Origin of the sequence: Pectobacterium odoriferum, assembly GCF_009931295.1 — a bacterium.
Taxonomy (GTDB): Bacteria; Pseudomonadota; Gammaproteobacteria; order Enterobacterales; family Enterobacteriaceae; genus Pectobacterium; species Pectobacterium odoriferum.
The window spans coordinates 736,411-759,669 of the sequence record NZ_CP034938.1; the positions used below are offsets into that span (position 1 = coordinate 736,411).

Annotated in this window: 19 protein-coding genes; 12 read left to right on the plus strand and 7 right to left on the minus strand. The window is 54.0% G+C overall.

The window, feature by feature from the left end; all coding sequences use genetic code 11:
- The first annotated feature begins 31 nt into the window (after positions 1-31).
- Together budA and alsS are read left to right on the plus strand one after the other, a co-directional pair.
- Positions 32-814, plus strand: coding sequence for an acetolactate decarboxylase (gene budA / locus EO763_RS03320; protein WP_161528080.1), 783 nt, complete (start codon positions 32-34; stop codon positions 812-814).
- Positions 815-835: 21 nt separating this feature from the next.
- Positions 836-2,515, plus strand: coding sequence for an acetolactate synthase AlsS (alsS, locus tag EO763_RS03325; RefSeq protein ID WP_039491189.1), 1,680 nt, complete (start codon positions 836-838; stop codon positions 2,513-2,515).
- Between the two features lie 334 nt (positions 2,516-2,849).
- On the opposite strand, the gene EO763_RS03330 is transcribed toward alsS, so the two are convergent.
- Positions 2,850-3,239: a hypothetical protein gene (locus EO763_RS03330; RefSeq protein WP_161528081.1), complete on the minus strand. Its 390-nt coding sequence runs from the start codon at positions 3,237-3,239 to the stop codon at positions 2,850-2,852.
- Positions 3,240-3,983: 744 nt separating this feature from the next.
- On the opposite strand from EO763_RS03330, the gene gcvT reads away from it, so the two are divergent.
- From gcvT to gcvP, 3 genes are all read left to right on the plus strand, one after another.
- Positions 3,984-5,099, plus strand: coding sequence for a glycine cleavage system aminomethyltransferase GcvT (gene gcvT, locus EO763_RS03335; protein WP_161528082.1), 1,116 nt, complete (start codon positions 3,984-3,986; stop codon positions 5,097-5,099).
- Positions 5,100-5,346: 247 nt separating this feature from the next.
- A complete protein-coding gene (gene gcvH / locus EO763_RS03340) occupies positions 5,347-5,739 on the plus strand; it encodes a glycine cleavage system protein GcvH (protein ID WP_161528083.1) in 393 nt (130 codons plus the stop codon).
- Positions 5,740-5,842: 103 nt separating this feature from the next.
- The gene (gene gcvP / locus EO763_RS03345) at positions 5,843-8,716 is read left to right on the plus strand and encodes an aminomethyl-transferring glycine dehydrogenase (protein WP_161528084.1); all 2,874 of its coding nucleotides are present in this window, start codon (positions 5,843-5,845) and stop codon (positions 8,714-8,716) included.
- A 147-nt stretch (positions 8,717-8,863) separates the two neighbouring features.
- Here the strand turns inward: gcvP and EO763_RS03350 are convergent, their stop codons facing one another.
- Positions 8,864-9,241 (minus strand): winged helix-turn-helix transcriptional regulator, encoded by a 378-nt coding sequence (locus EO763_RS03350; RefSeq protein ID WP_072014045.1) that lies wholly within the window; start codon positions 9,239-9,241, stop codon positions 8,864-8,866.
- A 104-nt stretch (positions 9,242-9,345) separates the two neighbouring features.
- Between EO763_RS03350 and EO763_RS03355 the strand changes: the two genes are divergently transcribed.
- The 6 genes from EO763_RS03355 (at position 9,346) to EO763_RS03380 (ending at position 15,574) form a co-directional block, all read left to right on the plus strand.
- Positions 9,346-10,095 (plus strand): SDR family oxidoreductase, encoded by a 750-nt coding sequence (locus EO763_RS03355; RefSeq protein ID WP_103161977.1) that lies wholly within the window; start codon positions 9,346-9,348, stop codon positions 10,093-10,095.
- A gap of 237 nt (positions 10,096-10,332) precedes the next feature.
- Positions 10,333-11,205: a carbohydrate ABC transporter permease gene (locus tag EO763_RS03360; protein WP_161528085.1), complete on the plus strand. Its 873-nt coding sequence runs from the start codon at positions 10,333-10,335 to the stop codon at positions 11,203-11,205.
- Positions 11,195-12,115, plus strand: coding sequence for a carbohydrate ABC transporter permease (locus tag EO763_RS03365; protein ID WP_161528086.1), 921 nt, complete (start codon positions 11,195-11,197; stop codon positions 12,113-12,115). Before EO763_RS03360 ends, EO763_RS03365 begins: the two co-directional genes overlap by 11 nt.
- A gap of 246 nt (positions 12,116-12,361) precedes the next feature.
- Complete coding sequence (locus EO763_RS03370) at positions 12,362-13,186, plus strand: phosphodiesterase (RefSeq protein ID WP_161528087.1); 825 nt, start codon at positions 12,362-12,364, stop codon at positions 13,184-13,186.
- Positions 13,186-14,274 (plus strand): ABC transporter ATP-binding protein, encoded by a 1,089-nt coding sequence (locus EO763_RS03375; protein WP_161528088.1) that lies wholly within the window; start codon positions 13,186-13,188, stop codon positions 14,272-14,274. The genes EO763_RS03370 and EO763_RS03375 overlap by 1 nt, the downstream gene beginning before the upstream one ends.
- On the plus strand, positions 14,267-15,574 hold the full coding sequence (locus tag EO763_RS03380; protein ID WP_161528089.1) for an ABC transporter substrate-binding protein: 1,308 nt from the start codon (positions 14,267-14,269) through the stop codon (positions 15,572-15,574). The genes EO763_RS03375 and EO763_RS03380 overlap by 8 nt, the downstream gene beginning before the upstream one ends.
- 45 nt (positions 15,575-15,619) lie before the next feature.
- On the opposite strand, the gene EO763_RS03385 is transcribed toward EO763_RS03380, so the two are convergent.
- From EO763_RS03385 to EO763_RS03400, 4 genes are all read right to left on the minus strand, one after another.
- On the minus strand, positions 15,620-16,882 hold the full coding sequence (locus tag EO763_RS03385) for an MFS transporter (RefSeq protein ID WP_161528090.1): 1,263 nt from the start codon (positions 16,880-16,882) through the stop codon (positions 15,620-15,622).
- A gap of 271 nt (positions 16,883-17,153) precedes the next feature.
- Entirely contained in the window at positions 17,154-19,298 is a 2,145-nt protein-coding gene (locus tag EO763_RS03390) for an alpha-galactosidase (RefSeq protein WP_161528091.1), read from the minus strand.
- A 223-nt stretch (positions 19,299-19,521) separates the two neighbouring features.
- Positions 19,522-20,526: a LacI family DNA-binding transcriptional regulator gene (locus tag EO763_RS03395; protein ID WP_161528092.1), complete on the minus strand. Its 1,005-nt coding sequence runs from the start codon at positions 20,524-20,526 to the stop codon at positions 19,522-19,524.
- Between the two features lie 54 nt (positions 20,527-20,580).
- Positions 20,581-21,189 (minus strand): HD domain-containing protein, encoded by a 609-nt coding sequence (locus EO763_RS03400; RefSeq protein ID WP_161528093.1) that lies wholly within the window; start codon positions 21,187-21,189, stop codon positions 20,581-20,583.
- Positions 21,190-21,467: 278 nt separating this feature from the next.
- Here EO763_RS03400 and trhA point away from each other — a divergent pair, with 278 nt between their 5' ends.
- Positions 21,468-22,115, plus strand: coding sequence for a PAQR family membrane homeostasis protein TrhA (trhA, locus tag EO763_RS03405; RefSeq protein WP_161528094.1), 648 nt, complete (start codon positions 21,468-21,470; stop codon positions 22,113-22,115).
- Positions 22,116-22,169: 54 nt separating this feature from the next.
- On the opposite strand, the gene ygfZ is transcribed toward trhA, so the two are convergent.
- Positions 22,170-23,171 (minus strand): tRNA-modifying protein YgfZ, encoded by a 1,002-nt coding sequence (gene ygfZ / locus EO763_RS03410; RefSeq protein WP_161528095.1) that lies wholly within the window; start codon positions 23,169-23,171, stop codon positions 22,170-22,172.
- Between the last annotated feature and the right edge of the window lie 88 nt (positions 23,172-23,259).

Below are 23,259 nucleotides of genomic sequence, written 5' to 3' on the forward strand. Positions count from 1 at the left end.
TTTAAGTAATTGGCGCAGGAAGAAGGAATGTATGAAAACGAGTATTGGTGAGGAATCCTGTGAAGAAGCCTTTGTTAAGTATGCTTATGATTTCCATAAACAGCATGCAGACAGCGTTATTTATCAGACCTCATTAATGAGTGGGCTAATAAATGGCGTCTATGAAGGCCGTCGAACGATGGCTGAATTGCTGGAGCATGGCGATTTTGGATTAGGAACTTTTAATAGTTTGGATGGGGAACTGATTGCGCTGAATAGCCAGATTTTCCAACTGTTATCCGACGGTAGCGCACGAGCGGCGAAGCCGGATCAAAAAACGCCGTTTGCGGTAATGACGTTCTTTCGCCCGACGGAAACGATCCGTTTTGATCGCTGGACCTCGCGTGAAGAAGTGCACCGTCAGATCGATGAGATTGTGGGAACAGATAATTTGTTCTGTGCGTTACGGATTGATGGGAATTTTCGCTGTGTTGAAACGCGTACCGTCCCCCGACAGTGTCGGCCTTATAAACCGATGCAGGAAGCTGTTGAAGGACAGCCGACGTTTCATTTTGAACACTGTAACGGCAGTGTTATTGGGTTTCGCAGCCCAGCTTATACCCAGGGAATTAATGTCGCGGGTTACCACGAACATTTCATTACTGACGATCGCCAAGGCGGCGGCCATATTCTGAATTATGACGTTGAAAATGGCACGCTGACATTTGGTGTGATTGCCAAATTGATTATCGACCTGCCTCAGGATCGGGAATTTCTCAATGCCGATCTGTCATCAGAAAACCTCAATAGCGTAATCCAGTCAGTAGAGAGCTAGTCATTTCATCGGAGTCATGTCATGGAAAAGTCCACCGAACAGCAAAGCTGGAGTAGCGGAGCCGAGCTGATTGTAAAACACCTGGAAGCGCAGGGCGTGAAGCATATTTTTGGTATTCCCGGCGCAAAAATCGATCGCGTGTTTGATGAGCTGGAAGACTCGACGATTCAAATGATCCCAGTACGCCATGAGGCAAACGGGGCGTTTATGGCGGCGGCGATAGGACGTCTCACGGGGAAAGCCGGCGTGACGCTGGTAACATCCGGCCCCGGCTGTTCCAACCTGGTTACCGGGCTGGCGACGGCAACCTCAGAGGGAGATGCGGTCGTGGCGTTAGGCGGGGCGGTTAAACGAGCCGATAAGCTTAAGTTGACGCACCAGAGTCTGGACACTGTCAGTCTGTTTCAGCCGGTCAGTAAATTTAGTGCGGAGGTCACGGCTTCCTCCGCCATATCGGAAGTGTTAGCGAATGCTTTCCGGGCGGCGGAAAGTGGGCGTCCCGGGGCGGCGTTTGTCAGCCTGCCGCAGGATATCGTCAATGAGCCGGTGATTAGCCCGGTATTAGCCTGTCCGAACTTGCCGCTATTAAACGGCGCGCCGCATAGCGACATTGCTGAAGCGGCCAAACGGCTGCGGCAGGCTAAAAACCCGGTACTGCTGCTTGGGTTAATGGCCAGCCAACAGGAGAATGCGCAGGCATTGCGTCGTTTCCTTCACCATAGCAAACTGCCCGTGACCAGCACATATCAGGCTGCTGGTGTGATCGATCAGCAGCAGTTCGATCACTTTGCTGGACGTGTCGGATTATTCAACAATCAGGCTGGTGATAAGCTGCTGCAACAGGCGGATGTGATCGTTACCGTGGGCTACAGTCCGATTGAGTACGATCCGGTGTTATGGAACAGCGGCAAGGCGACGCTGATCCACATTGATGTGCTGCGAGCGGAAATCGACAGCGCTTATCGTCCCGATATCGAGCTGCTCGGTAATATCGCAATGACAGTGGACACGCTGAATGCGTGCATCAGCGAACCGTTTATCTTGTCTTCCGGCACGCAGGCTGTGTTACAGGATCGCCAACGTCAGCGCCGCGATCTTAGTACGCGTGCCATCAACATGACGGGATTTGCGATCCACCCTTTGCGGCTGGTGCGGGCGATGCAGGATATCGTGAATGAGGATGTCACACTGTGTGTGGATATGGGGAGTTTCCATATCTGGCTGGCGCGTTATTTGTATAGCTTCCGTGCTCGACAGATTCTGATGACCAACGGACAACAGACGATGGGCGTGGCGCTCCCGTGGGCAATCGCCGCATCGCTGGTGCAGCCCGGCAAAAAAGTGGTGTCCGTTTCCGGTGACGGCGGGTTTATGCAGTCCAGTATGGAGCTGGAAACGGCGGTGCGTCTGAAAAGCAATCTTCTGCATATTATCTGGGTGGATAACGGCTACAACATGGTGGAGATCCAGCAGTTGCACAAATACCATCGTCCGGCGGGTGTGTCGTTTGGGCCGATTGACTTCAAAGCGTATGCGGAAGCATTTGGCGCGAAAGGGTTTGCCGTTGAATCTGCGGATGAACTGGTCAGCAAACTCCGTCAGGCAATGGACGTCGACGGCCCTGCGGTAATTGCCATCCCCGTTGATTATTCCGATAACCATTGGTTGATGGAGAATCTGAATATTAGCGTGCTGATCTGACATATCAGGATCGCGCCCGCATGCAGGTATCTATTAATATTGTAATCAGACAAGGTAAGCTAACGGTTTGAAACCATTATTTTATCTTTTTTCCAAAAAATAGAGGGTACAACATGGAGCGAGCTTACCAACATCCTTAAAAAGGAAAAAACGATAAATTTTTCAAACTGTATGGAATGAATTTGGTTTTTTATTAATGCAGACTTACACTGTCTGCCCAGAGGAATCTGGGCAGACAGTAAAGTGTAACATCCAGGAAAGTATTCATGTTAAGGACTAACATTTTTCTGTATTTTATGAAAACAAGCTCATTCAATAGTTATTAAATAACGTGCTACCTTTCTCCGTAAGTGTACTCAATTTTGTTAATTGTCGATTGGAATCCATATCGTGGAAAAATTTTCTGTGGAGAGGCTAAATAACTATCAGCTAACGCTTCAGCCGCAGTTCGGTAAAACTTTTCTTGGTTTTTATTATACCAGGGGTCATCATGCGGGTTGGGGCTGAATTTGTAGGTTTGATCACGTGTACCCGCCATGATACGAATTCCACGGTTAGTACCATATTTTTGCTCTGCATAAGTAAAATCAATCCCACTATTTTGGTAGTTTTTCAGCGTTCCTTTGACATCCGCCGCGAACGCATTGTCGGCAGTAAACGTCAAAAATAGAAATGCTGATGCAGCAATAGAACGTTGCAATAATGTATTAATGTTTTTTTGCATAGCTTTTATCCTATATGATTTTAACAGGGGGGGACACATTTAAAATCTAGATGAGCATCTGAGTTTATGCAATTAGCAGTCAGATTTTATTAACTGTATTTTATTGGTTTGATAATAAATAGCAGTTTAATTTTACAATCCGATCTATTATCACGAGCGTCATTTTAATTAATATTAATTTGTCATGTAATTATTAATGTAATGCTGCGTGACGATCTTTTTTACACCTTAATCCTCGTCATACTTCAAGTTGCCTGTGCGTTGGCTGCTCAAATTCGTTTCAGACGAATTTGAGCCTTTGGCGCGTGCTGCCACATAGGAAAGACGCCTGAGGAGCGGTTCACAGAACTGTGATGATGACAGTGTAGAGGAGGAAGTCAGGATGCGAGTCGTTGTTGGTTTTTGATTGAAAAAATCTAATCTAGGTCTGTTTTTATCATTAGATTATCTAATTCGAATGTTTTTCTTATCTGGGTGTCATTGCCTGATTTATCCATTTTTAATGTCATTAATTTGTGTTTTACGCTGATTTAAATAATTTACGTGCTTAATTTCGTCAATTAATAAGCATATTACGCTGCTTTGTTTTTTGTGGGCGGCTCGACTTTCTTTGTCTTCTATATAGTTTATCTTATGTCTGAGAGAGTGGTTTAGCCTGCGCTTCGGTGGTAAGTTCAGTCATAAGATATCGTTTGCGTAGTGTGTTTTATCGCCTGAACGCCATGCGCTGAAGAGGGATGAGGAATGGCAAAGCAGACCCCGTTGTACCAACAACATCTGGCCGATGGTGCCAAAATGGTGGATTTTCATGGTTGGATGATGCCACTGCACTACGGCTCCCAACTGGACGAACACCATATTGTGCGTCGGGAGGCCGGCATTTTTGATGTCTCCCACATGACTATCGTCGATTTGCACGGCGCGAGAACGCGTGAATTCCTGCGTTATCTGCTGGCGAATGATGTCGCCAAACTCACACAGCCGGGCAAAGCCCTGTATACCGGCATGCTGAATGCCTCCGGCGGCGTCATCGACGATCTGATCGTTTATTTTCTCACGGAAGACAATTTCCGACTGGTCGTGAACTCCGCGACCCGTGAAAAAGATCTCGCCTGGATCGGGCAGCACGCTGCACCGTTTGGGGTTGAAATCCGCGAGCGCGACGATCTGGCGCTGGTTGCGGTGCAAGGTCCGCAGGCGCAGGAAAAAGTTCAAGAAATCTTGAAGGCAAAAGGCCTGAGTGATGCCGACGTGGCAGCGGTTGCCAGCATGAAGCCGTTTTTTGGCAAGCAGGCGGGCGACTTCTTCGTCGCCACGACGGGTTATACGGGTGAAGCGGGTTATGAAATCGCGCTGCCAAATGAGCAGGTGGTCGATTTCTGGCAACAACTGCTGGCGGTTGGTGTGAAGCCATGCGGGCTGGGCGCACGCGATACGCTGCGGCTGGAAGCGGGGATGAACCTGTATGGTCAGGATATGGGTGAGGGCATTTCGCCGCTGGCGGCCAATATGGGCTGGACAATCGCCTGGCAGCCGGAGGATCGCGAGTTTATCGGGCGTGAAGCATTAACGCATCAGCGTGAAAAAGGGACCGATCAACTGGTTGGTTTAGTGCTGACGGAAAAAGGCGTATTGCGCAATGATTTACCTGTGCGCTTTACTGATAGTGATGGCGTGGTGCGTGAAGGGGTGATCACTAGTGGATCGTTCTCGCCGACGCTTGGCGTGAGCATCGCGCTAGCGCGTGTTCCGGTAGGGATTGGTGAACAAGCGATAGTGCAGATTCGTAACCGCGAACTGCCTGTCCACGTGACCAAACCCGGCTTTGTCCGTGCTGGAAAAGCCATCGCTCAGTATTGAATAACTTCTTATGTAATACCCTAAATAATTCGGGTTGCAGGAAGGCGGCGACGCAGTGAATCCCCAGGAGCTTACACGAGTAAGTGACTGGGGTGAGCGAGGACAAATTGGCTTAGCCAATTTGAACGCCGCTTGCGGCGGCCCGTCAGGGCGAGGCTCTGCGATGAGCCGAGTATTGCCAACGCACATGCAGCTTGAATTATGACGGGTAGCGCGCAGGATTAACGACTTTAGGAAAGGGGATGCAATGAGCAACGTACCAACAGAATTAAAATACACCACGTCGCACGAATGGGTGCTGCATGAGGGCGACGGTATCTACAGCGTGGGCATTACCGAACACGCGCAGGAACTTCTGGGTGACATGGTCTTTATCGATTTACCGGAAGTGGGCACGGTTGTCGACGCAGGTGATGACTGCGCGGTGGCGGAGTCGGTAAAAGCGGCGTCGGATATTTATGCGCCCATCAGCGGTGAGATCGTAGAAGTTAACGACGATCTGGAAGGTTCCCCTGAGCTGGTCAACAGCGCACCTTATACCGACGGCTGGCTGTTCCGCATCAGAATTTCTGATGAGTCTGATTTGGACGAATTGCTTGATGCTGAAGGCTATCAGGGATTGTTAGAAGAAGACGAGTAGTTATCGCGCCCCCGATTTTGTCAAATCAGGGGCGTTTTATTTTGTTCGCCCGCGTCGTATTTCAGCGCGGCAGCCAGCACGATTAATGCAGGAAATTACTGTAATGACTCAGACACTCAGTCAACTCGAACATGACGGCGCATTTATTGAGCGCCATATCGGTCCTTCCGTCAGCCAACAGCAGCACATGCTGTCGGTGGTGGGGGCTACGTCGCTGGATGCGCTGATCCGCCAGATTGTCCCAGTGGACATTCAATTGCCCAGCCCGCCAGCGGTGGGAGAGGCGGTGACGGAACATGAAGCGTTAGCTGAGCTGAAGGCCATTGCAGGACGCAATCAACGTTACAAAAGCTACATCGGCATGGGCTACAGCGCGGTGCTGATGCCGCCAGTAATTTTACGTAACGTGCTGGAAAACCCTGGCTGGTACACCGCCTATACGCCGTATCAGCCGGAAGTTTCTCAGGGGCGTCTTGAGGCGCTGCTGAATTTCCAGCAGGTCACACAGGATTTAACCGGTCTGGATTTGGCCTCTGCATCGTTGCTGGATGAAGCAACCGCCGCGGCGGAAGCAATGGCAATGGCGAAGCGCATCAGCAAACTCAAACAGGCTGAACGTTTCTTCGTTGCTGACGACGTGCACCCGCAAACGCTGGACGTGGTGCGTACCCGTGCGGAAACTTTCGGTTTTGAAATTGTTGTCGGTAAAGCGGAAGAAGCGCTGAAAGACGATGCGGTGTTTGGCGTGTTGCTGCAACAGGCAGGGACGACGGGTGAACTGCACGATTACAGTGACCTGATGGCGGCACTGAAAGCACGTAAGGTCGTCACCTGCGTCGCGTCGGATATCATGGCGCTGGTACTGCTGACCGCGCCGGGCAAGCAGGGCGCGGATATCGTCTTCGGCTCTGCACAGCGCTTTGGCGTGCCGATGGGCTACGGTGGGCCACACGCGGCATTCTTCGCCTGTCGTGATGAACATAAACGTGCCATGCCGGGCCGTATCATCGGCGTGTCGCGCGATGCAGCGGGCAATACTGCGCTGCGTATGGCGATGCAGACGCGCGAGCAGCACATTCGCCGCGAGAAGGCGAACTCCAATATTTGTACCTCGCAGGTGTTGCTGGCCAATATTGCGGGGATGTATGCGGTGTTCCACGGGCCGGAGGGGCTCAAACGTATTGCAGGGCGCATCCATCGTCTGACTGATATTCTGGCGGCAGGATTAACGCAGGGCGGGTTGTTGCTGCGTCATCGCAGCTGGTTCGACACGTTGACCATTGAAGTCGCCGACAAAGACGCGGTACTGAGCCGGGCATTAAGTTTTGGCATCAACCTGCGCAGCGATTTAGCGAGTGCCCTAGGTATTACGCTGGATGAAGCAACCACGCGTGAAGACGTGCTGGCGCTGTTCTCGGTTCTGCTAGGTGACGATCACGGGTTAGATATCGACGCGCTTGATGCGGCCATTAGTCAGAAATCTGCAACGATCCCGGCCGGACTGGTGCGCCACGACGCGATCCTGTCGCATCCGGTTTTCAACCGCTATCACAGCGAAACCGAGATGATGCGCTACCTGCACCGTCTGGCACGTAAGGATCTGGCGCTGAATCAGGCGATGATCCCGCTCGGTTCCTGCACCATGAAGCTCAACGCGGCGGCGGAAATGCTGCCGATTACCTGGCCGGAATTTGCCGAACTGCATCCATTCTGCCCGCCGGAACAGGCGCTGGGCTATCGCCAGATGATCGAACAGCTCTCAGGCTGGCTGGTGCAACTGACGGGCTATGACGCGATTTGCATGCAGCCCAATTCGGGTGCGCAGGGTGAATACGCGGGGCTGCTGGCGATTCGTCGCTATCATGAAAGCCGCAATGAGGCTGGCCGTCATCTCTGTCTGATTCCTAGCTCCGCCCACGGTACTAACCCAGCATCAGCGCAGATGGCGGGGATGGACGTGGTGGTGGTCGCCTGTGACAAACAGGGCAATATCGATCTGCACGATCTGCGTGAGAAAGCGCAGGCGGCGGGCGAACAGCTTTCCTGCATTATGGTGACCTATCCATCCACCCACGGCGTCTATGAAGAGACGATCCGCGAAGTGTGCCAGATCGTGCATCAATACGGCGGTCAGGTGTATCTGGATGGCGCGAACATGAACGCGCAGGTTGGCATCACCACGCCGGGCTATATCGGCGCAGACGTCTCGCATTTGAACCTGCATAAAACCTTCTGTATTCCGCACGGTGGCGGCGGGCCTGGCATGGGGCCGATTGGCGTGAAAGCGCATCTGGCACCGTTCGTGCCGGGTCATCAGGTGGTAAAAATTGAGGGGGTACTGACGGAGCAGCGCGCAGTCTCTGCGGCACCGTTTGGCAGCGCTTCTATTCTGCCGATTAGCTGGATGTACATTCGTATGATGGGGGCAGAAGGGCTGAAACAGGCTAGCCAGATGGCGATTCTGAACGCCAACTACATCGCGACGCGCTTGCAGCATGCCTATCCGGTGCTTTACACCGGTCGTGACGGTCGCGTGGCGCATGAGTGCATTCTGGATATTCGTCCGCTTAAAGAGAGCACAGGCATTAGCGAAATGGATATCGCCAAGCGTCTGATTGACTACGGTTTCCATGCACCGACCATGTCGTTCCCGGTAGCGGGTACGCTGATGGTGGAGCCAACGGAATCGGAGAGTCAGGTAGAGATCGATCGCTTTATTGACGCGATGCTGGCGATCCGTAACGAAATCAACCGCGTCGCGCAGGGCGAATGGCCGCTGGATGACAACCCGTTGGTTAACGCGCCACACACGCAGGCAGAGCTGGTGGCCGACTGGGCACATCCGTACAGCCGCGAGCTGGCGGTATTCCCTGCTGGCAGCGAACATAAATACTGGCCGAGCGTGAAGCGTCTGGACGACGTTTACGGCGACCGTAACCTGTTCTGCTCGTGTGTGCCGATGAGCGACTATGCGTAGTTAATCGCGCTGGCCGTTGAATCAGCGGCTTGGTGGTTCATTATTTTTTCCAGCCTCTCCTACTCAGGGGAGGCTTAATTTACTGATTTTATTCTTGCTTTTTCATTACTCGTCTCTAAGAACCTGCTGCGCTGAGGCACATCGAATTTAGTCATCATCAGCCAATGTTTTACCATGTGTTCTCATCCAATCTGCCAGTGAATCCAGCGTTGGCTGGAGCGATTTACCCAGTGGGGTGATTTGGTACTCCACGCGCGGTGGCACTTCGGCATACACCTTACGCTTCACCAGTTTTCGCTGTTCGAACAGGCGCAGCTGTCGTGTCAGTTCCTTCTGAGTGATGGGGGCGATAGCGCGTTGTAATGCGCTAAAACGTACGGGGTCGCCGATCACGATCAGGCGGTACAGTATGGGAATCGCCCATTTGCCCGCGATGAGGTTGACGAAATTCACCATTGGGCACGGTTCCGCAATGTCAGATGGTGAGGAAGGGGACGTATTTTCTACTGGGCCGTGAACAGGCATAAGGTTCCAATACCCTCTTTAGTATCCAATTGGTGCCTACTTACAAAAGTATACTATTGATGAAATACTGCCGTTTTTCAAGCAACATGACAGGACACATCATGATGAAACGGCTGCAAGATAAGTTTGCTTTGATCACTGGGGGCACCAGCGGTATTGGGATAGAAACCGCACGTCAGTTTCTGGCAGAAGGAGCGACGGTCGCCATCACTGGGCGCGATGAGAAAGCGCTGGCACGTGCGCAGGCTGAGTTAGGCCATTCCACGCTGGCGATCCGTTGCGATGCTGGAGATATCCGTGCCCAGCATGAGCTGGCTCAGACGCTGACACAGCAATGGCCGCGTCTGGACGTGTTGTATGCCAATGCAGGCGATGTCACCCATCGTCTTTTAGAAGACTGGGACGAGTCGGCCTGGGATCGGCTTATGGCGACTAACCTTAAAGGGCCATTCTTTCTGGTTCAGGCACTACTGCCGCTGCTGAACAACCCGGCATCGGTGATTCTGTGTGGATCGACCAGTGCCCATATTGGCCTACCGCAAAGCAGTGCTTACGCCGCGAGTAAAGCGGGATTACTCTCGCTGGCGCGCACGCTGTCGGCGGAGTTGGTGACGCGCGGCATTCGGGTTAACGGCTTGAGTCCGGGCCCGACTGAAACGCCTGCGCTTGATAAGCTAGGTCTCTCTCCTGAACAGCAGTCCGCCATGCAGGAACAAATTCGACAACTGGTGCCGATTGGCCGTATGGGAACCCCTTGGGAACTGGCGAAAGCGGCGGTTTTTCTTGCCTCTGACGAGTCCCGTTTTGTGGTTGGAACGGAATTGTTGGTCGACGGTGGTGTTGCCAATCTGTAGATAAACTCATTGTTTTTCAAATTATTAATATAAAATCTCTGCCGCTCCTGATGACGAACGATCGGCACCGCCATACTGCTCTTAACAGCGCTGGCGGCATTCATTCTGGGCCTGCGAAATCATTCGCAGGCATATTTTCCCAGTGCGAAAACAAAATGTCATTAAACTGACGCCCCACTGACACGCTCGCGTTCTAGGGTAAGGCCTCTGTGTTTCACACTGAGTGACCTTTGAGTTATGCGTGCAAAATGCTTTCCCTATTTTGTGCTGTTACCGACGCTGGTTTTTTTGCTTGCCTTCACTTATTTCCCCCTACTGCGTTCGGTCATCGACAGCCTGTATGACACTCGGCTGAATGCTGATACGCCGCTGTTCGTCGGTATGGATAATTTTTTGCGCCTGGTTCAGGACGCGGTGTTCTGGCAAGCCCTGCTGAATAACGTGCTGTATATCCTGATGACGGTGGTGCCCGGCGTCCTGCTGGCGCTGTTGTTGGCGGTGCTGCTGTGGGAAAACACGCGTGTTAACCGCTGGCTGCGTACTGCTTTCTTCTTTCCGATGATTATTCCGCTGGTGAGCGCCGCGACGCTGTGGTTGTTCATCTTTATGCCGGGGCTGGGGCTGCTGGATTACTATCTGGCGAAAGTGTTCGGCCCGATGAACAACAACTATCTCGGCATGAGTGACAGCGCGCTGGTGGCGGTGAGCGTCATTGGTATCTGGAAATTTGCTGGTTATTACATGCTGTTTTTTCTCGCCGGTCTGCAAGCCGTTTCTGCCTCCGCACGCGAGGCGGCGCTGATGGAAGGGGCTTCGCGGCGTCAGGTGTTTTTCTACGTCACGCTGCCGCTGCTGCGGCCAACTATCGCCTTTGTGGTCACCATCGCTTTTATCTATGCGATTACCCAGATCGACCACGTTGCCGTGATGACGCGCGGCGGGCCGAATAACGCGACGACCGTGCTGCTCTATTACATCCAGGATCTGGCGAATGACACGCACGATCTGGGCAAGGCCTCTGCGGCCACCTTCCTGACGCTGGCGATGCTGCTCGCCTTTTCCATTATGAATCTGAAAGTGCTGGAGAAAGGGGCGCATTATGAACGTTGAAAATCCGAGCGTTGATCACCCGAATGTTGAGAACTTAAACGTTGACGTTCGGCATGTTGCAAACCGCCGCGTTGCCAATCGCCATCCGCTGCGTATCACGACGCGATTCACGCTGCCGCTGTTGCTGATTTGCGCCGCATTACTGTGGGTCAGCCCGTTTATCTGGATGCTGTCTGCTTCCGTCAGCACCAGCAGCTTTGGCGTAGACATGGCCTCGCTGCTGCCGCGTCTCCCGCTGACATTCGATAACTTCCGCGATGCGTGGGACAGCGCCGACTGGCTACGGCTTTACACCAATACGCTGATCTTTGCGGTCGGCACGTTTCTGGTACAGCTGGTGACGATCACCACAGCGGGCTACATCTTTGCCTATCACGAGTTCCGTGGCAAAACGCTGCTGTTCTACCTGCTGCTGATTCAAATGATGATCATGCCCGTCGTCATGATGGTGCCGAACATGATGACGCTCAAACAGCTTGGCCTGCTCAATACGCTGACCGGCGTGATGATGCCGTATTTCGCCTCGGCGTTTGGCGTGTTTCTGATGCGTCAGGCGTTTCTCAATATCGCCAAAGAGATCGAAGAAGCCGCCTTGATGGAAGGCTGCCGCTGGTGGCAGGTGGTGTTTCACGTCCTGATTCCGATGACCTGGCCGTCGATTCTGGCCTTTGCCACGGTCAGCATTACCTACCACTGGAACGAATATCTCTGGCCGCTGATGGTGCTCAACGACCCGGACAAACAGGTGCTGACCATCGGGCTGGTGTCGTTTGCCATGGGCGCGGAGTCCGGCGGGCAATGGGGATTGATCTGCGCGGGTACGCTACTGGTGTGCCTGCCGCTGATGGTGGCCTTTGTGGTGTTCCAGAAGCAGTTCCTGAGCAGCTTCGGCTTCTCGGGCATTAAGTAAATCGCTGATGGGTTAATGCGGGCAATACCGGTTACTTGAGCCCGTTGTTAGGGGAAACACAGGGGGAGGTTCCCGCAGGGATGCCTCACCCCTGTGGTCGCCCCGTGTATCTCGATGCTTAAGCGATCGGCATTAGGCCATGCGGGTGACTTAATTCTATTTATTAGGAGCGACACGCTCCGTATATCTCGATCCTTAAACGATCGGCGTTCGCCAACGGGCGAAATAACGATAGAGGTGGTTATTATGTTGCTGGCACAGATTTCCGATCTGCATTTTCGCAGCGAGGGTCGCAAGCTCTATGAATTTATTGATATTAACGGAGAAAACGCCAAGGTCGTTAACCAGCTAAACGCGCTGAGCGAGCGGCCGGACGCGGTGGTGATTAGTGGCGACATCGTCAACTGCGGAAGCCCGCAGGAGTATCAGGTGGCACAGCGCGTGTTGCAGATGCTGGATTACCCGATGTATGTGATTCCGGGCAATCATGATGACAAGCAGCATTTTCTCAACGCGATGCGCCCGCTTTGCCCGCAATTGGGCGATGATCCAGAGAATATCCGCTATGCGGTGGATGACTTCCCGATGCGTCTGCTGTTTATCGACACCAGTCTGGCTGGACAGGCGAAAGGTTGGCTGACGCCGTCCACGCTGGGTTGGCTGGAACAGCAATTGCAGGATCACTCAACGCGCGAAACGGCGATCTTCATGCACCACCCACCGCTCCCGCTGGGATCGGCGCACATGGATCGGATCGCCTGCGAAAACGGGCACGAACTGCTGACGCTGATCGAACGTTTCCCGCAGCTTACGCGGATCTTCTGCGGCCATACGCACCGCCTGATTATGACGCAGCATCGGCAGGCGATTATTGCCACGGTGCCGGGTACCGTCCATCAGGTGCCGTATTTCTACTATGACGACACCTCGTACTACAACCTGGAACCTGCCAGCGTAGTCATGCACCGCTATGTGCCGGTAACCGGGCTGGTGAGCTACAGCCAGTCGATCGCGTCGTACCCCAGGTCTTACCTCTACGATCCGCGTATCAGCTGTCCGGTGGATGCCTAATGGCCGTGATTCAGTTACGCAATATCAGTAAACGCTTCGAGCACATGCAGGCGCTGGCGTCGCTGTCGCTGGATATCGCTGACGGCGAGTTTCTGGTGCTGGTCGGGCCGTCTGGCTGCGGAAAAAGTACGCTGCTACGTATGCTGGCCGGTCTGGAAGACGTGAGCGATGGACAGATCCTGCTGGGCAACGATGACATTACGACGTGGAGCCCGAAGCAGCGCAATTTCTCGATGATCTTCCAGAATTACGCACTGTTTCCGCACCTGACGGTCGAGCAGAACATCACTTTCGGGATGCGGATGCGCGGCGAGCCGAAGGCGGACTATCCACAGCGCGTGCAGCGCGTTGCCAGCCTGCTCCAGCTTGAGCCATTACTCAAACGTAAACCGGGAAAACTGTCCGGTGGCCAGCGCCAACGCGTGGCGATGGCGCGGGCGATCGTGCGAGATCCCCGCTTGTTTCTCATGGATGAACCGCTATCAAATTTGGATGCTCGCCTGCGCAGCGACGTGCGGGACGGCATTATGGATCTGCATCGGCAGTTGAAAACAACCACCGTTTACGTCACGCACGATCAGGTTGAGGCGATGACGATGGCGGACAGAATCGCTGTGCTGGATCGTGGCGTGCTGCAACAGGTTGGCACGCCGGAGCAGCTGTATTCGCACCCAGCTAACGTCTTTGTCGCCGGATTTATCGGCACGCCCGCGATGAATCTTGTGACGCTGCCCTGCACCGATGGTCACGCGTTGTTACAGGCATTGCCTGTGGCACTGCCCGTCAGTGAAGAAACGCGTTCATTAACCAGTGTACTGCTCGGGATTCGTCCTGAGCATATTACCGAACACGCCGCGTCAGACGGCGAGTTGTCATTGTCAGGAATAGTGAAACAACGGGAACTGTTTGGTGCGGAGTATCTGATTCATGTGGATACGCCGTTGGGAAATATTCGCTACCGTCGCCCAAATCGCGATGGCGTGCCGGATGTCGGCGCATCCATTGTGATCCATTTTTCACCGCAGGATTGTCATTGGTTTTCCGGGCAAACCGCCCGTAATTTATCCCAGGAGAAAAGAAATGCGTAAGCCCCGTATGATGGCGTTAGCGATAGCCTTGCTGATGTCTGGTCCCGCGTTGGCGAAAGAGAGTATCGATTTCATGTTTCCCGCGCCGGTTGATGGCAAGCTGACGATGGAGATGACACGCATCATCAAAGAGTACAACCAATCGCAGGATCAGGTTGAAGTACGTGGGATCTTCACCGGCAATTACGATACGACCAAAGTGAAAGCAGAAGCGGCCGCTAAAGCGGGCGATCCTCCGGCGCTGGTGATTATGTCGGCAAACTTCACCGCCGATCTGGTCATCAAAGATGAAATCCTGCCGATGGACGAGCTGTTCAAATACGGTAATGAAAAAGCCACGCCTTTCCTGACCAAAAACTTCTGGCCTGCGCTGCATCAGAACGCGCAGGTGATGGGCGTGACTTACGCGATCCCGTTCCACAACTCGACGCCGATCCTCTATTACAACGAAGACATGCTGAAGAAGGCGGGCTTTAACGAACCGCCGAAAAACTGGGATGAAGTGATTGCGGTCGCGAAGAAACTGACTGACCCGGCGAAAGGACAGTGGGGCATCATGATTCCGTCCACGAATGATGACTACGGCGGCTGGATGCTGTCTGCGCTGACGCGTGCCAACGGCGGAGCGTATTACAATGCTGACTATCCGGGCGAAGTGTATTACAACACCGCATCGACCAAAGGTGCGCTCCAGTTCTGGCGCGACTTAGTGTATCGCGACAAAGTGATGCCCGCCGGTGTGCTGAATTCCAAACAGATCAGCGCTGCGTTTTTCTCCGGCAAGCTGGGCATGACCATGCTGAGTACCGGCGCGCTGGGCTTTATGCGTGAAAATACCAAAGATTTCCGGCTTGGCGTGGCGATGATGCCGGAAAAAGAGCGTCGTGGTGTGACCATCGGCGGGGCGAGTTTGGTGAGCTTCAAAGGAATTTCCGAAGATCAGAAGAAAGCAGCCTGGCAGTTTATGAACTATCTGGTCAGCCCGGAAGTCAGCGGAAACTGGAGCCGTTTTACCGGCTACTTCGCCCCGCGCATGGCGGCCTACGATCTGCCGGAAATGAAAGACTATCTGGCGAAAGATCCGCGTGCGGCCATCGCGCTTTCACAACTGCAATATGCCCATCCGTGGTACGCCACCTATGAAACGGTCGCGGTACGTAAAGCGATGGAAAATCAGCTGGCGGCATTGTTAAACGATCCGGCGAAAAAGGTTGAGGATGCTGCCGCTGCCGCACAAAAAGAAGCAGATGGCATCATGAAGCCTTACGTGGATAAAACGGCATTGCGAGACGTGAAATAAGGAAGTCCCGCCCCGTTGATACTAACTCAACGGGGCGTAATCACGTTAATGCGCAGCCTGAGAACGCATACTCCCCGTGTTGCGTGATGATGACAGCGTAAAGGCAGAAATTGCGGTAAAGGCGATCGCGATGCCGCCCAGAATAAGGTAAGTCTGGTTGAAGCCGATACGGTCATACAGATTGCCCGCAGCGGAGGAGAGGAATATCGCCATAAACTGCTTGGCGAACTGGAAGCCCACCAGATAAATCGTGGCCGACAGGCGCGAATCAAACGTATTGGCGATGTATTTGAAAATCCCGATGAGCAGCAGCGGCACTTCGAAGGCGTGCAGCATTTTCAGTATGATCACCTCCGTGATGGAGGTGGCACAGGCCGATCCCAAGATCCGGATCGACATAATTGTGCCTGCCACTAAAAGCGCATTTTTAGCGCCGATCCGGTTAATGATCCACGGCGTGCAGAACATCACTAGCGCATTCGCCGCTTCCCCAGCGGTGGTGACAAAACCAAAGATCTGGTTGCCCTGTTCCTGCGAGCTAAAGAACGATTTAAAGAAATTAGCGAATTGCTGATCGTAGACGTCATAAATACAGGCGACGCCAACCACGTACAGCACCAGCAGCCAGAACTGGCGGTTAGCCAAAAGACCTAATGCCAGCTTCACACTAAAAGGCGAGGCATTGGCCCCGAGCGAGTCCATGACGGCGGCGGTCGGGTTGCTTTCCGTCTTCGCCAGACACAGCAACACGATCAAGATAATCGCCGAACCGGATCCCATCCAGAACACGATATCGGGGTTGATGTTAAACAGCATACCCGCCGTTGAGGCGCAAATTCCCCAGCCAAAACAGCCAAACATGCGCGCCTTGCCGTACTCAAAGTGGTGCTGTCGGCTGATGCGTTCGATGTAGGCTTCAATGGCCCCAGCCCCTGCGCTGAAAGAGAACCCGATATACAGGCCGCCGACTAAAGCACCCAGTATCACGTTGATTTTTAACAGCGGAGCGAAGACATACAGGAAGAAAGGGGCAAAAAAGAGCAGGAGAATCGAGATCACCCATAGCAGGTGCTTCTTCATGCCCAGCTTATCGGACAGGATGCCGAGGAAAGGCTGAAATAAGATCGCGAACAAGGACAGGAAGGAAAAAACGATGCCGGTATCGGTCTTGTTGAGCCCGATAACGTCCGCCAGCCAAATCGGCAAAAACGGGAAGCATGTTGCCATGATAAAAAAATAAAGAAAGAAGAACGCGCCGAAAATCCAGAAGTTACGGTTATTTTTGTAGTAGCACGAGGTCGTAGGCATCTTACTTTCCCTCTAGAGGGTATACCCGTCATACTTCAAGTTGCAGGTGTGTTGGCTGCGCTCGTTACTCGGCTCATCCATGAGCCTCGCCCCGTCGGGGCCGCTGCGAGCAGCGTTCAAATCTGCTCCCGGCAGATTTGTCACCCGAATCACTTACTTGAGTAAGCTCATCGGGATGCCTTCTCTTGCCGCCTGCCTGCAACTCGAATTATTTAGGGTATAGGTGTGTGGTTATGTGTTGGTGTTCCATTATTGCTATACAGCAAAACAGCTAGCTGCCAGCGGTATCCGGCACTGCGGAAAGCGCGACCAGAATGGCGGTTTCCGGCGTCAGGACGGGCAGGGCAAGGCCGGCCTGCATCAGCCAATCACCGGAAACCACGATCGGCTGACGTAACCAAGGCGGGAGCTCACGCATGGTGCCGCCGCCTTCTCGCACCGTTTTGATTTCTGGGCCGTCCAGCAGTGTGACTTCATAGCGTGCGTCGGGCAGTAGACCAGGGATGCGGAGCGTCCCCGCCAGCGAATAAGCCGGCATACGTAGCTGAGCTATCTGGAAAACGGCGTGCTGCCGATCGCTGCTTACCACGCCGGTGACCTGCAACGTATCGTCCGGCATCTCGACCCGCCAGGTGGTGCCGCTGTGCAGCAGCGGGCGCAGCGTTTTGTGCAACTGGATGTAGTGGCGATAGCCTTCCAGCTCGTCGTCATCGGCCTTCACGGGATCCAACTCGATGCCCATGTGACCGAACAGGGCGGTCAGCCCGCGAAAGGCGATGGTGTGACGCCGATAGGTGGCGTGACAGCGGGCGTGCCCGATGTGTTGCCCCATCACCTCTGGTGGGAAGAAGTAGCTCATGCCGCGCTGGATAGTCTGGCGTTCCAATGCATCGTTGTTATCCGATACCCAGAAACGCTGGGTACGCTCCAGCACGCCGTAGTCGATGCGGCCGCCGCCGGAGGCGCAGGATTCAAATTCGACATCGGGAAAACGCTGGCGCAGGGTATCGAGCAGACGATAGAACTGTCGGGTTTGCGCATCGGCGGCCAGACGCCCCTCATGGCCGGGTTGCACCAGCTCGCGGTTCATATCCCACTTCACATAATCGACAGGGTGCTCACCCAACAGCCAGCTCAGCCGCTCCAGCAGATAAGCGAAGGCCTCGGGTTGGTTTAAATTCAGCACGTACTGGTAGCGGCCCGTTGGCTGCGCGTAGCCGGGCAATTGCAGCACCCAGTCTGGATGGGCGCGGAACAGGTCGGAATCGGGATTGATCATCTCTGGTTCGACCCAAATGCCGAACTCCATCCCCAAGGCTTTGACATGCTCAATCACTGGCATCAGCCCGTTAGGGTACTTTTCCTCGTCCAGATACCAGTCGCCGAGTGCGGCTTGGTCGTGGTGACGCCCACGGAACCAGCCGTCATCGATAATGAAGCGCTCTACGCCGACGTCGGCGGCTTTGCTCGCCATCTGCATGATGTACTCGGGGTTATGATCGAAATAGATCCCTTCCCACGTATTGAGATGTACCGGACGTGGCTTATCGCCGCTGAATTGGATCAGGGACTGGCGCAAGAAGGTGTGATAGCGCTGGCTCATGCCGTTTAAACCGGCATCGGAGAAGGCGGCGTAGACCCACGGCGTGGTGACGGATTCCGACTGCGCCAGCGTGATTTCGCCCGGCAGATACAGGGCTTCCGCCTGTACGACGCGACGGCCATCCGTTTTGATATCGGCACGCAGGCGATGGTTGCCGCTCCAACCTAAATGCACGCCCCAGACAGCGCCACGCTGTTCGCTGAATGCGGACTCGCCGAGGATAAAGGCGGGGAAATACTCGTGGGAGCTTCTTCCCCGACGGCTTTCCTGAATAAAACCGCCGTGCTGCAACGTGAGGCGGTGAGTCTGGAACTCGCGCAGCCAGCGGCCGTGAAACGCCATGATGTCGCTCGCCCGTTCTGGGACGGGCAGCGTGACGGCGAGGCGCTGCACTTGCCAGGCATCCGCACGCAGATTCTCTAGCGTGTGGCGCAGTTGTAGGACATCGGTCTGCGGATCCAGATGCAGTTCGCTGATCAGACGAAGCCCTGCCAGTGTATCTTCCGCCGTGATGGTAAGCGTATTGTCCTGAACGTCAGTCTGCGTCGTCGTGAAGATCGGCGCGGCGTCATAGCCTGAACGGTGCCCTTCAATACCCGGTGAACCAAACTGGCCACGCCCGTATTCCATCGCCAGGGTCAGAGGAAGATCCACGTCCAGACGACCGTTAGCGACGGAGCGTTGCAGAGAAACGATATCTTCTGGCGAAAAACCGCGCAGCCGTGGCCCCCAGTAGAGAATTTCCGCTGCCGGGGCGCAGCGTACGATGACATCGCACTGCGCGCTGGTTAATTGAACAATATCACGCTTCATGAGGAAGGCTCCAAATTACGACGACCAAATGATGAATAGTGGATCTCAGTAAGAACTTAAACGTTTAAGTCATCAACTTAAACGTTTAAGAAGTGTGATGTTGTTAAAATAATCGTTAGGAAATGGAAAAAGGTTGCGATGAAGATGTGAAGGGCACCTCGCTGATGGCTAGCGTAGCAAACCAACCGATGGCCTTATGAAATGTGGCAGAGAGCGGAATAGATTAGGCGGGAAAGCTCGTGTTGCCGAGGCGTAATGTTGGTTGCCACAACACCTGCAAGTTTTCTACGGCTTCGCCCGTGATGAGCGCCTGCATCATGCTGGCAATCTGTTCGCCAACCTGCTCGCGCGTCGCCTGTTCGATAGCGGTCACGGTGATGTCGGTTAGGCTGTCCTGTGGCAAACCGTCATACATCACTAACGCGATAGGGTGTGAACCGGAAAGCCGACCGGCCTGCTGCAACGCGGCGACTGCGCCATCGCCGTGGACGTTGCCATCCATCACGATAGCGGTTGGCGGTTCAGGCAGCGCCAGAAGGTCGAGCATGGCCTGATAGCCCGCGCGGCGCGTGGGGCTAACACAGCGCAGATAGGCGTCGTGAAACGGCAGGCCGTGGCGTTGCAGGGTATCGCGATAGCCCTGACGACGCTGCATGATAAACGCCTGCGGGTGGTCTTCACTTAACATGGCGATACGGCGATGGCCGAGTTCAAGCAGGTGTTCGGTCGCCAGCGCCATGCCTGCGCGGTTGTCAAAATCGAACCAGGCGTAAGGGTGGGGGAGCTGGCTGCGCCCCAGCGCCAGAAAAGGCACGTTGTGGCGCTGTAATAACGTCAGCCGCGCATCCTGTTCACATGTATGCGCGACGATCAGCGCGTCGATGCGACGGCTGGCGATCAACCGGGCAGCGCCCTGACAGGCGTCTTGCTCGTCAGCTAACAGGAGAAAATCGACCTCATGCTGTGCCAGCTTGCGGCTGATCGCGCCAATCATCTCAAAAAAGATATCGTTACTCAGTGAAGAGGCGTAGGGATAGACCAGCCCGACGGCGTTGCTTTTGCCCATTTTCAAGCGGCGTGCGTGCGTATTGGGACGATAGCCAATGCGATCCGCTTCTTCCTGAATACGTTGGCGCGTGGCGTCGGAGATATCGTGATGACCGTTCAGCGCACGACTCACCGCCGCCACGGACAAACCCAGGTTATTCGCGATTGTTTTTAAAGACATCACCCTCTCCTGACGTGAATGCCCGGCGACGGGGCGTCTAGCGGGAAAACTGAATTATAGCAACCAGCCCTTGGCTTTGGCGTCTTCCAGATGTTGCTGGAGGTATTGCCACAGTTCCGGGTTGATCGTGGCGATGAACTCGGCGCGGTCAAGAACCTGTTCCAGACGGATGCCGTTTTCTACCCAGCTTTGGCCGCCGTTGTACAGGTTCATCAGCATCGGCATGACGCGATCGAGCACCAGAGCGAACTGGGCGCTCGGAGTTTCATTCGCTTCGTATTCTTCCCACAGATCGTGGAATTGTTGGCGCTGTGGTTCTGGCAGCAGGCCGAAAATACGGGCAGCGGCAGCCACTTCCTGATCGTGAATCGCCAGACGAGCGGAAAGATCGTAAACGAGCACATCGCCCGCATCGATTTCGACGATGTCGTGAATCAGCGCCATTTGGATCACGCGCTGGATATCCACGCCTTCACTGGCATAAGGCGCCAATGCCATCGCGGCGACGGCAAAATGCCAGCTGTGTTCGGCAGAATCTTCGTGACGTTCGCTGCCGATAATCTTGGTGCGGCGCTGTACGCTTTTTAATTTATCGATTTCTATCAGAAAGCCGAAGACATCGGTCATGGAACCGAAATTCAGAGTAGATGGGGCAGATGACATGAAAAACTTACCTCTAAACAGGGAGATATCGACGTCGATCATTGTAGGGGATGTCGCCCGAGATTGACATGCATGATTACAGGCTAAGTGAGAGAGCAAGCCGGAAGCAAGGCAAGAGTAAATATTTTAGCTTACACGTGTACACTGAAACTATTCTCAGTTAATCTGCTCAAAGGTTAAACACCTACGCCTGTTTCATCCTGTACGAAAGCAGGAAAGGCGGGCGAATAACGTCAGCACACGACGTGTTCTGTTGGCGAATACTGTGGAATCGATTGATGTCAAAAAATGAACAAATGTCGGATTACTCTCTGGCTGAGGAAATTGCGAACAGCATAAGCCACGGAATCGGTGTGATTTTAGGAGTTGTAGGTCTGGTTTTATTGCTGATGCAGGCAGTCAACAATGACGCTGGCAGCGTGGCGATTACCAGCTACAGCCTCTATGGTGGCAGCATTATCCTGCTGTTTCTGGCGTCGACGTTGTATCACGCGATTCCGTCTCAGCGTATTAAGCCGTGGCTGAAGAAATTCGACCACTGCGCCATCTATCTGTTGATTGCCGGAACCTATACGCCATTTTTGCTGGTGGGGCTGGATTCGCCGCTGGCGCATGGCCTGATGGTCGTGATCTGGGGCATGGCGCTGCTGGGCGTGATTTTCAAACTGGCGTTTGCTCACCGTTTTGAAGTGCTGTCGTTGATTACCTATCTGGTGATGGGCTGGCTGTCGCTGGTGGTGATTTATCAGATGGTGATGAAGCTGGCGGCGGGGAGTGTGACGCTGCTGGCTGTGGGCGGCGTGGTGTACACGCTGGGGGTGATTTTCTACGCCTGCAAGCGGATCCCCTATAATCACGCGATTTGGCACGGCTTTGTGTTGGGCGGCAGCGTCTGCCATTTTCTGGCGATTTATCTTTATATCTAAGCCTGCATAAAACGCATGAGCCAAGCTGGCTCATGCGCGGTATCACTCGTCGAATTAATCCGTGATTTCATACGGCAGAGGCTGGACCGTGAGCTGGCTTTCGGCATCTTCGCGTACGCGCAGAAGGTTCTCTGCGTTCAGATCGTTATTCAGCACCGCCTGTACCCACACGTCACCGTTCTGCAATTGGCTAGCGGCCAACACGGTACCGGTACGACGCCAGTTTTCACCGAGCTGCAATTCGAGATCGTCCCCCGCCTGCGGTACCCGATTTGCCTTACCCGCCAGCCAGTAAAGCGCGCGCTTGTTCGCACCGCGATATTTTGCCCGAGCGACCATTTCCTGACCGGTATAGCACCCTTTGCTGAAGCTAATCCCATTTAATGCCTGTAAATTAGTCGCTTGCGGGATGAACTGCGCACTGTTTGCGCTGTCAATGATGGGCTGACCTGCTTCAATATCCAGCGTCAGCCATTGGCGGCTGTCATTCAGGCTGACTTTATCGCCGAGTTGTTCAAGCAGCGACGCACTGTACTCAGGAGACAGTACCAGCAAGAAACGTTCTGCTGGATGGGCAAAATACAGTAAGGTAGCCCCTTCGTGCTGCACGACAGGGTGTTCAGCGTCTGGAAGCTGGCTAAATACAGAGGCCAGCAGCTCGCGGATGCCCGCACCCGCTGCGCCCAGCAGGAGGGTGTTATCGTCTGGCGCGATGGTCGTTTTTGAGAAAACGGCGTATTTTTTCAGTTCGCTAAGCTGGGCGTCGCGTAGATTACGACGTTCAATAAACGCAAAGCCTTCGCCGTGATGGAACAGACGCAGGTTGCTCCACATTTTCCCTTTTGCGTCACAGTGGGCGCAAAGGATGTGCCCATCGTCAGGCAGTGCTTCGACATCTGCGGTGACCTGTCCCTGAAGATATTTGACGGTATCCGGCCCGACCAGCGTGGCCAGTGCCCAGTCATCCAGAGAGATGAGCGTGGCGGCCAGTTGGGCGGAAGCAAATGGGGGCTGTGAGGCAAAAGGAAGTTGATGAGCCGTATGTTGGTTAACCATATAGTACAATCCTGCGCTAAGGGCGATACCCGAATGGCCTAATGGTAAAAGAGCGCTCAGGGTTTGCAAGTGGTTATTCACGCAGCGT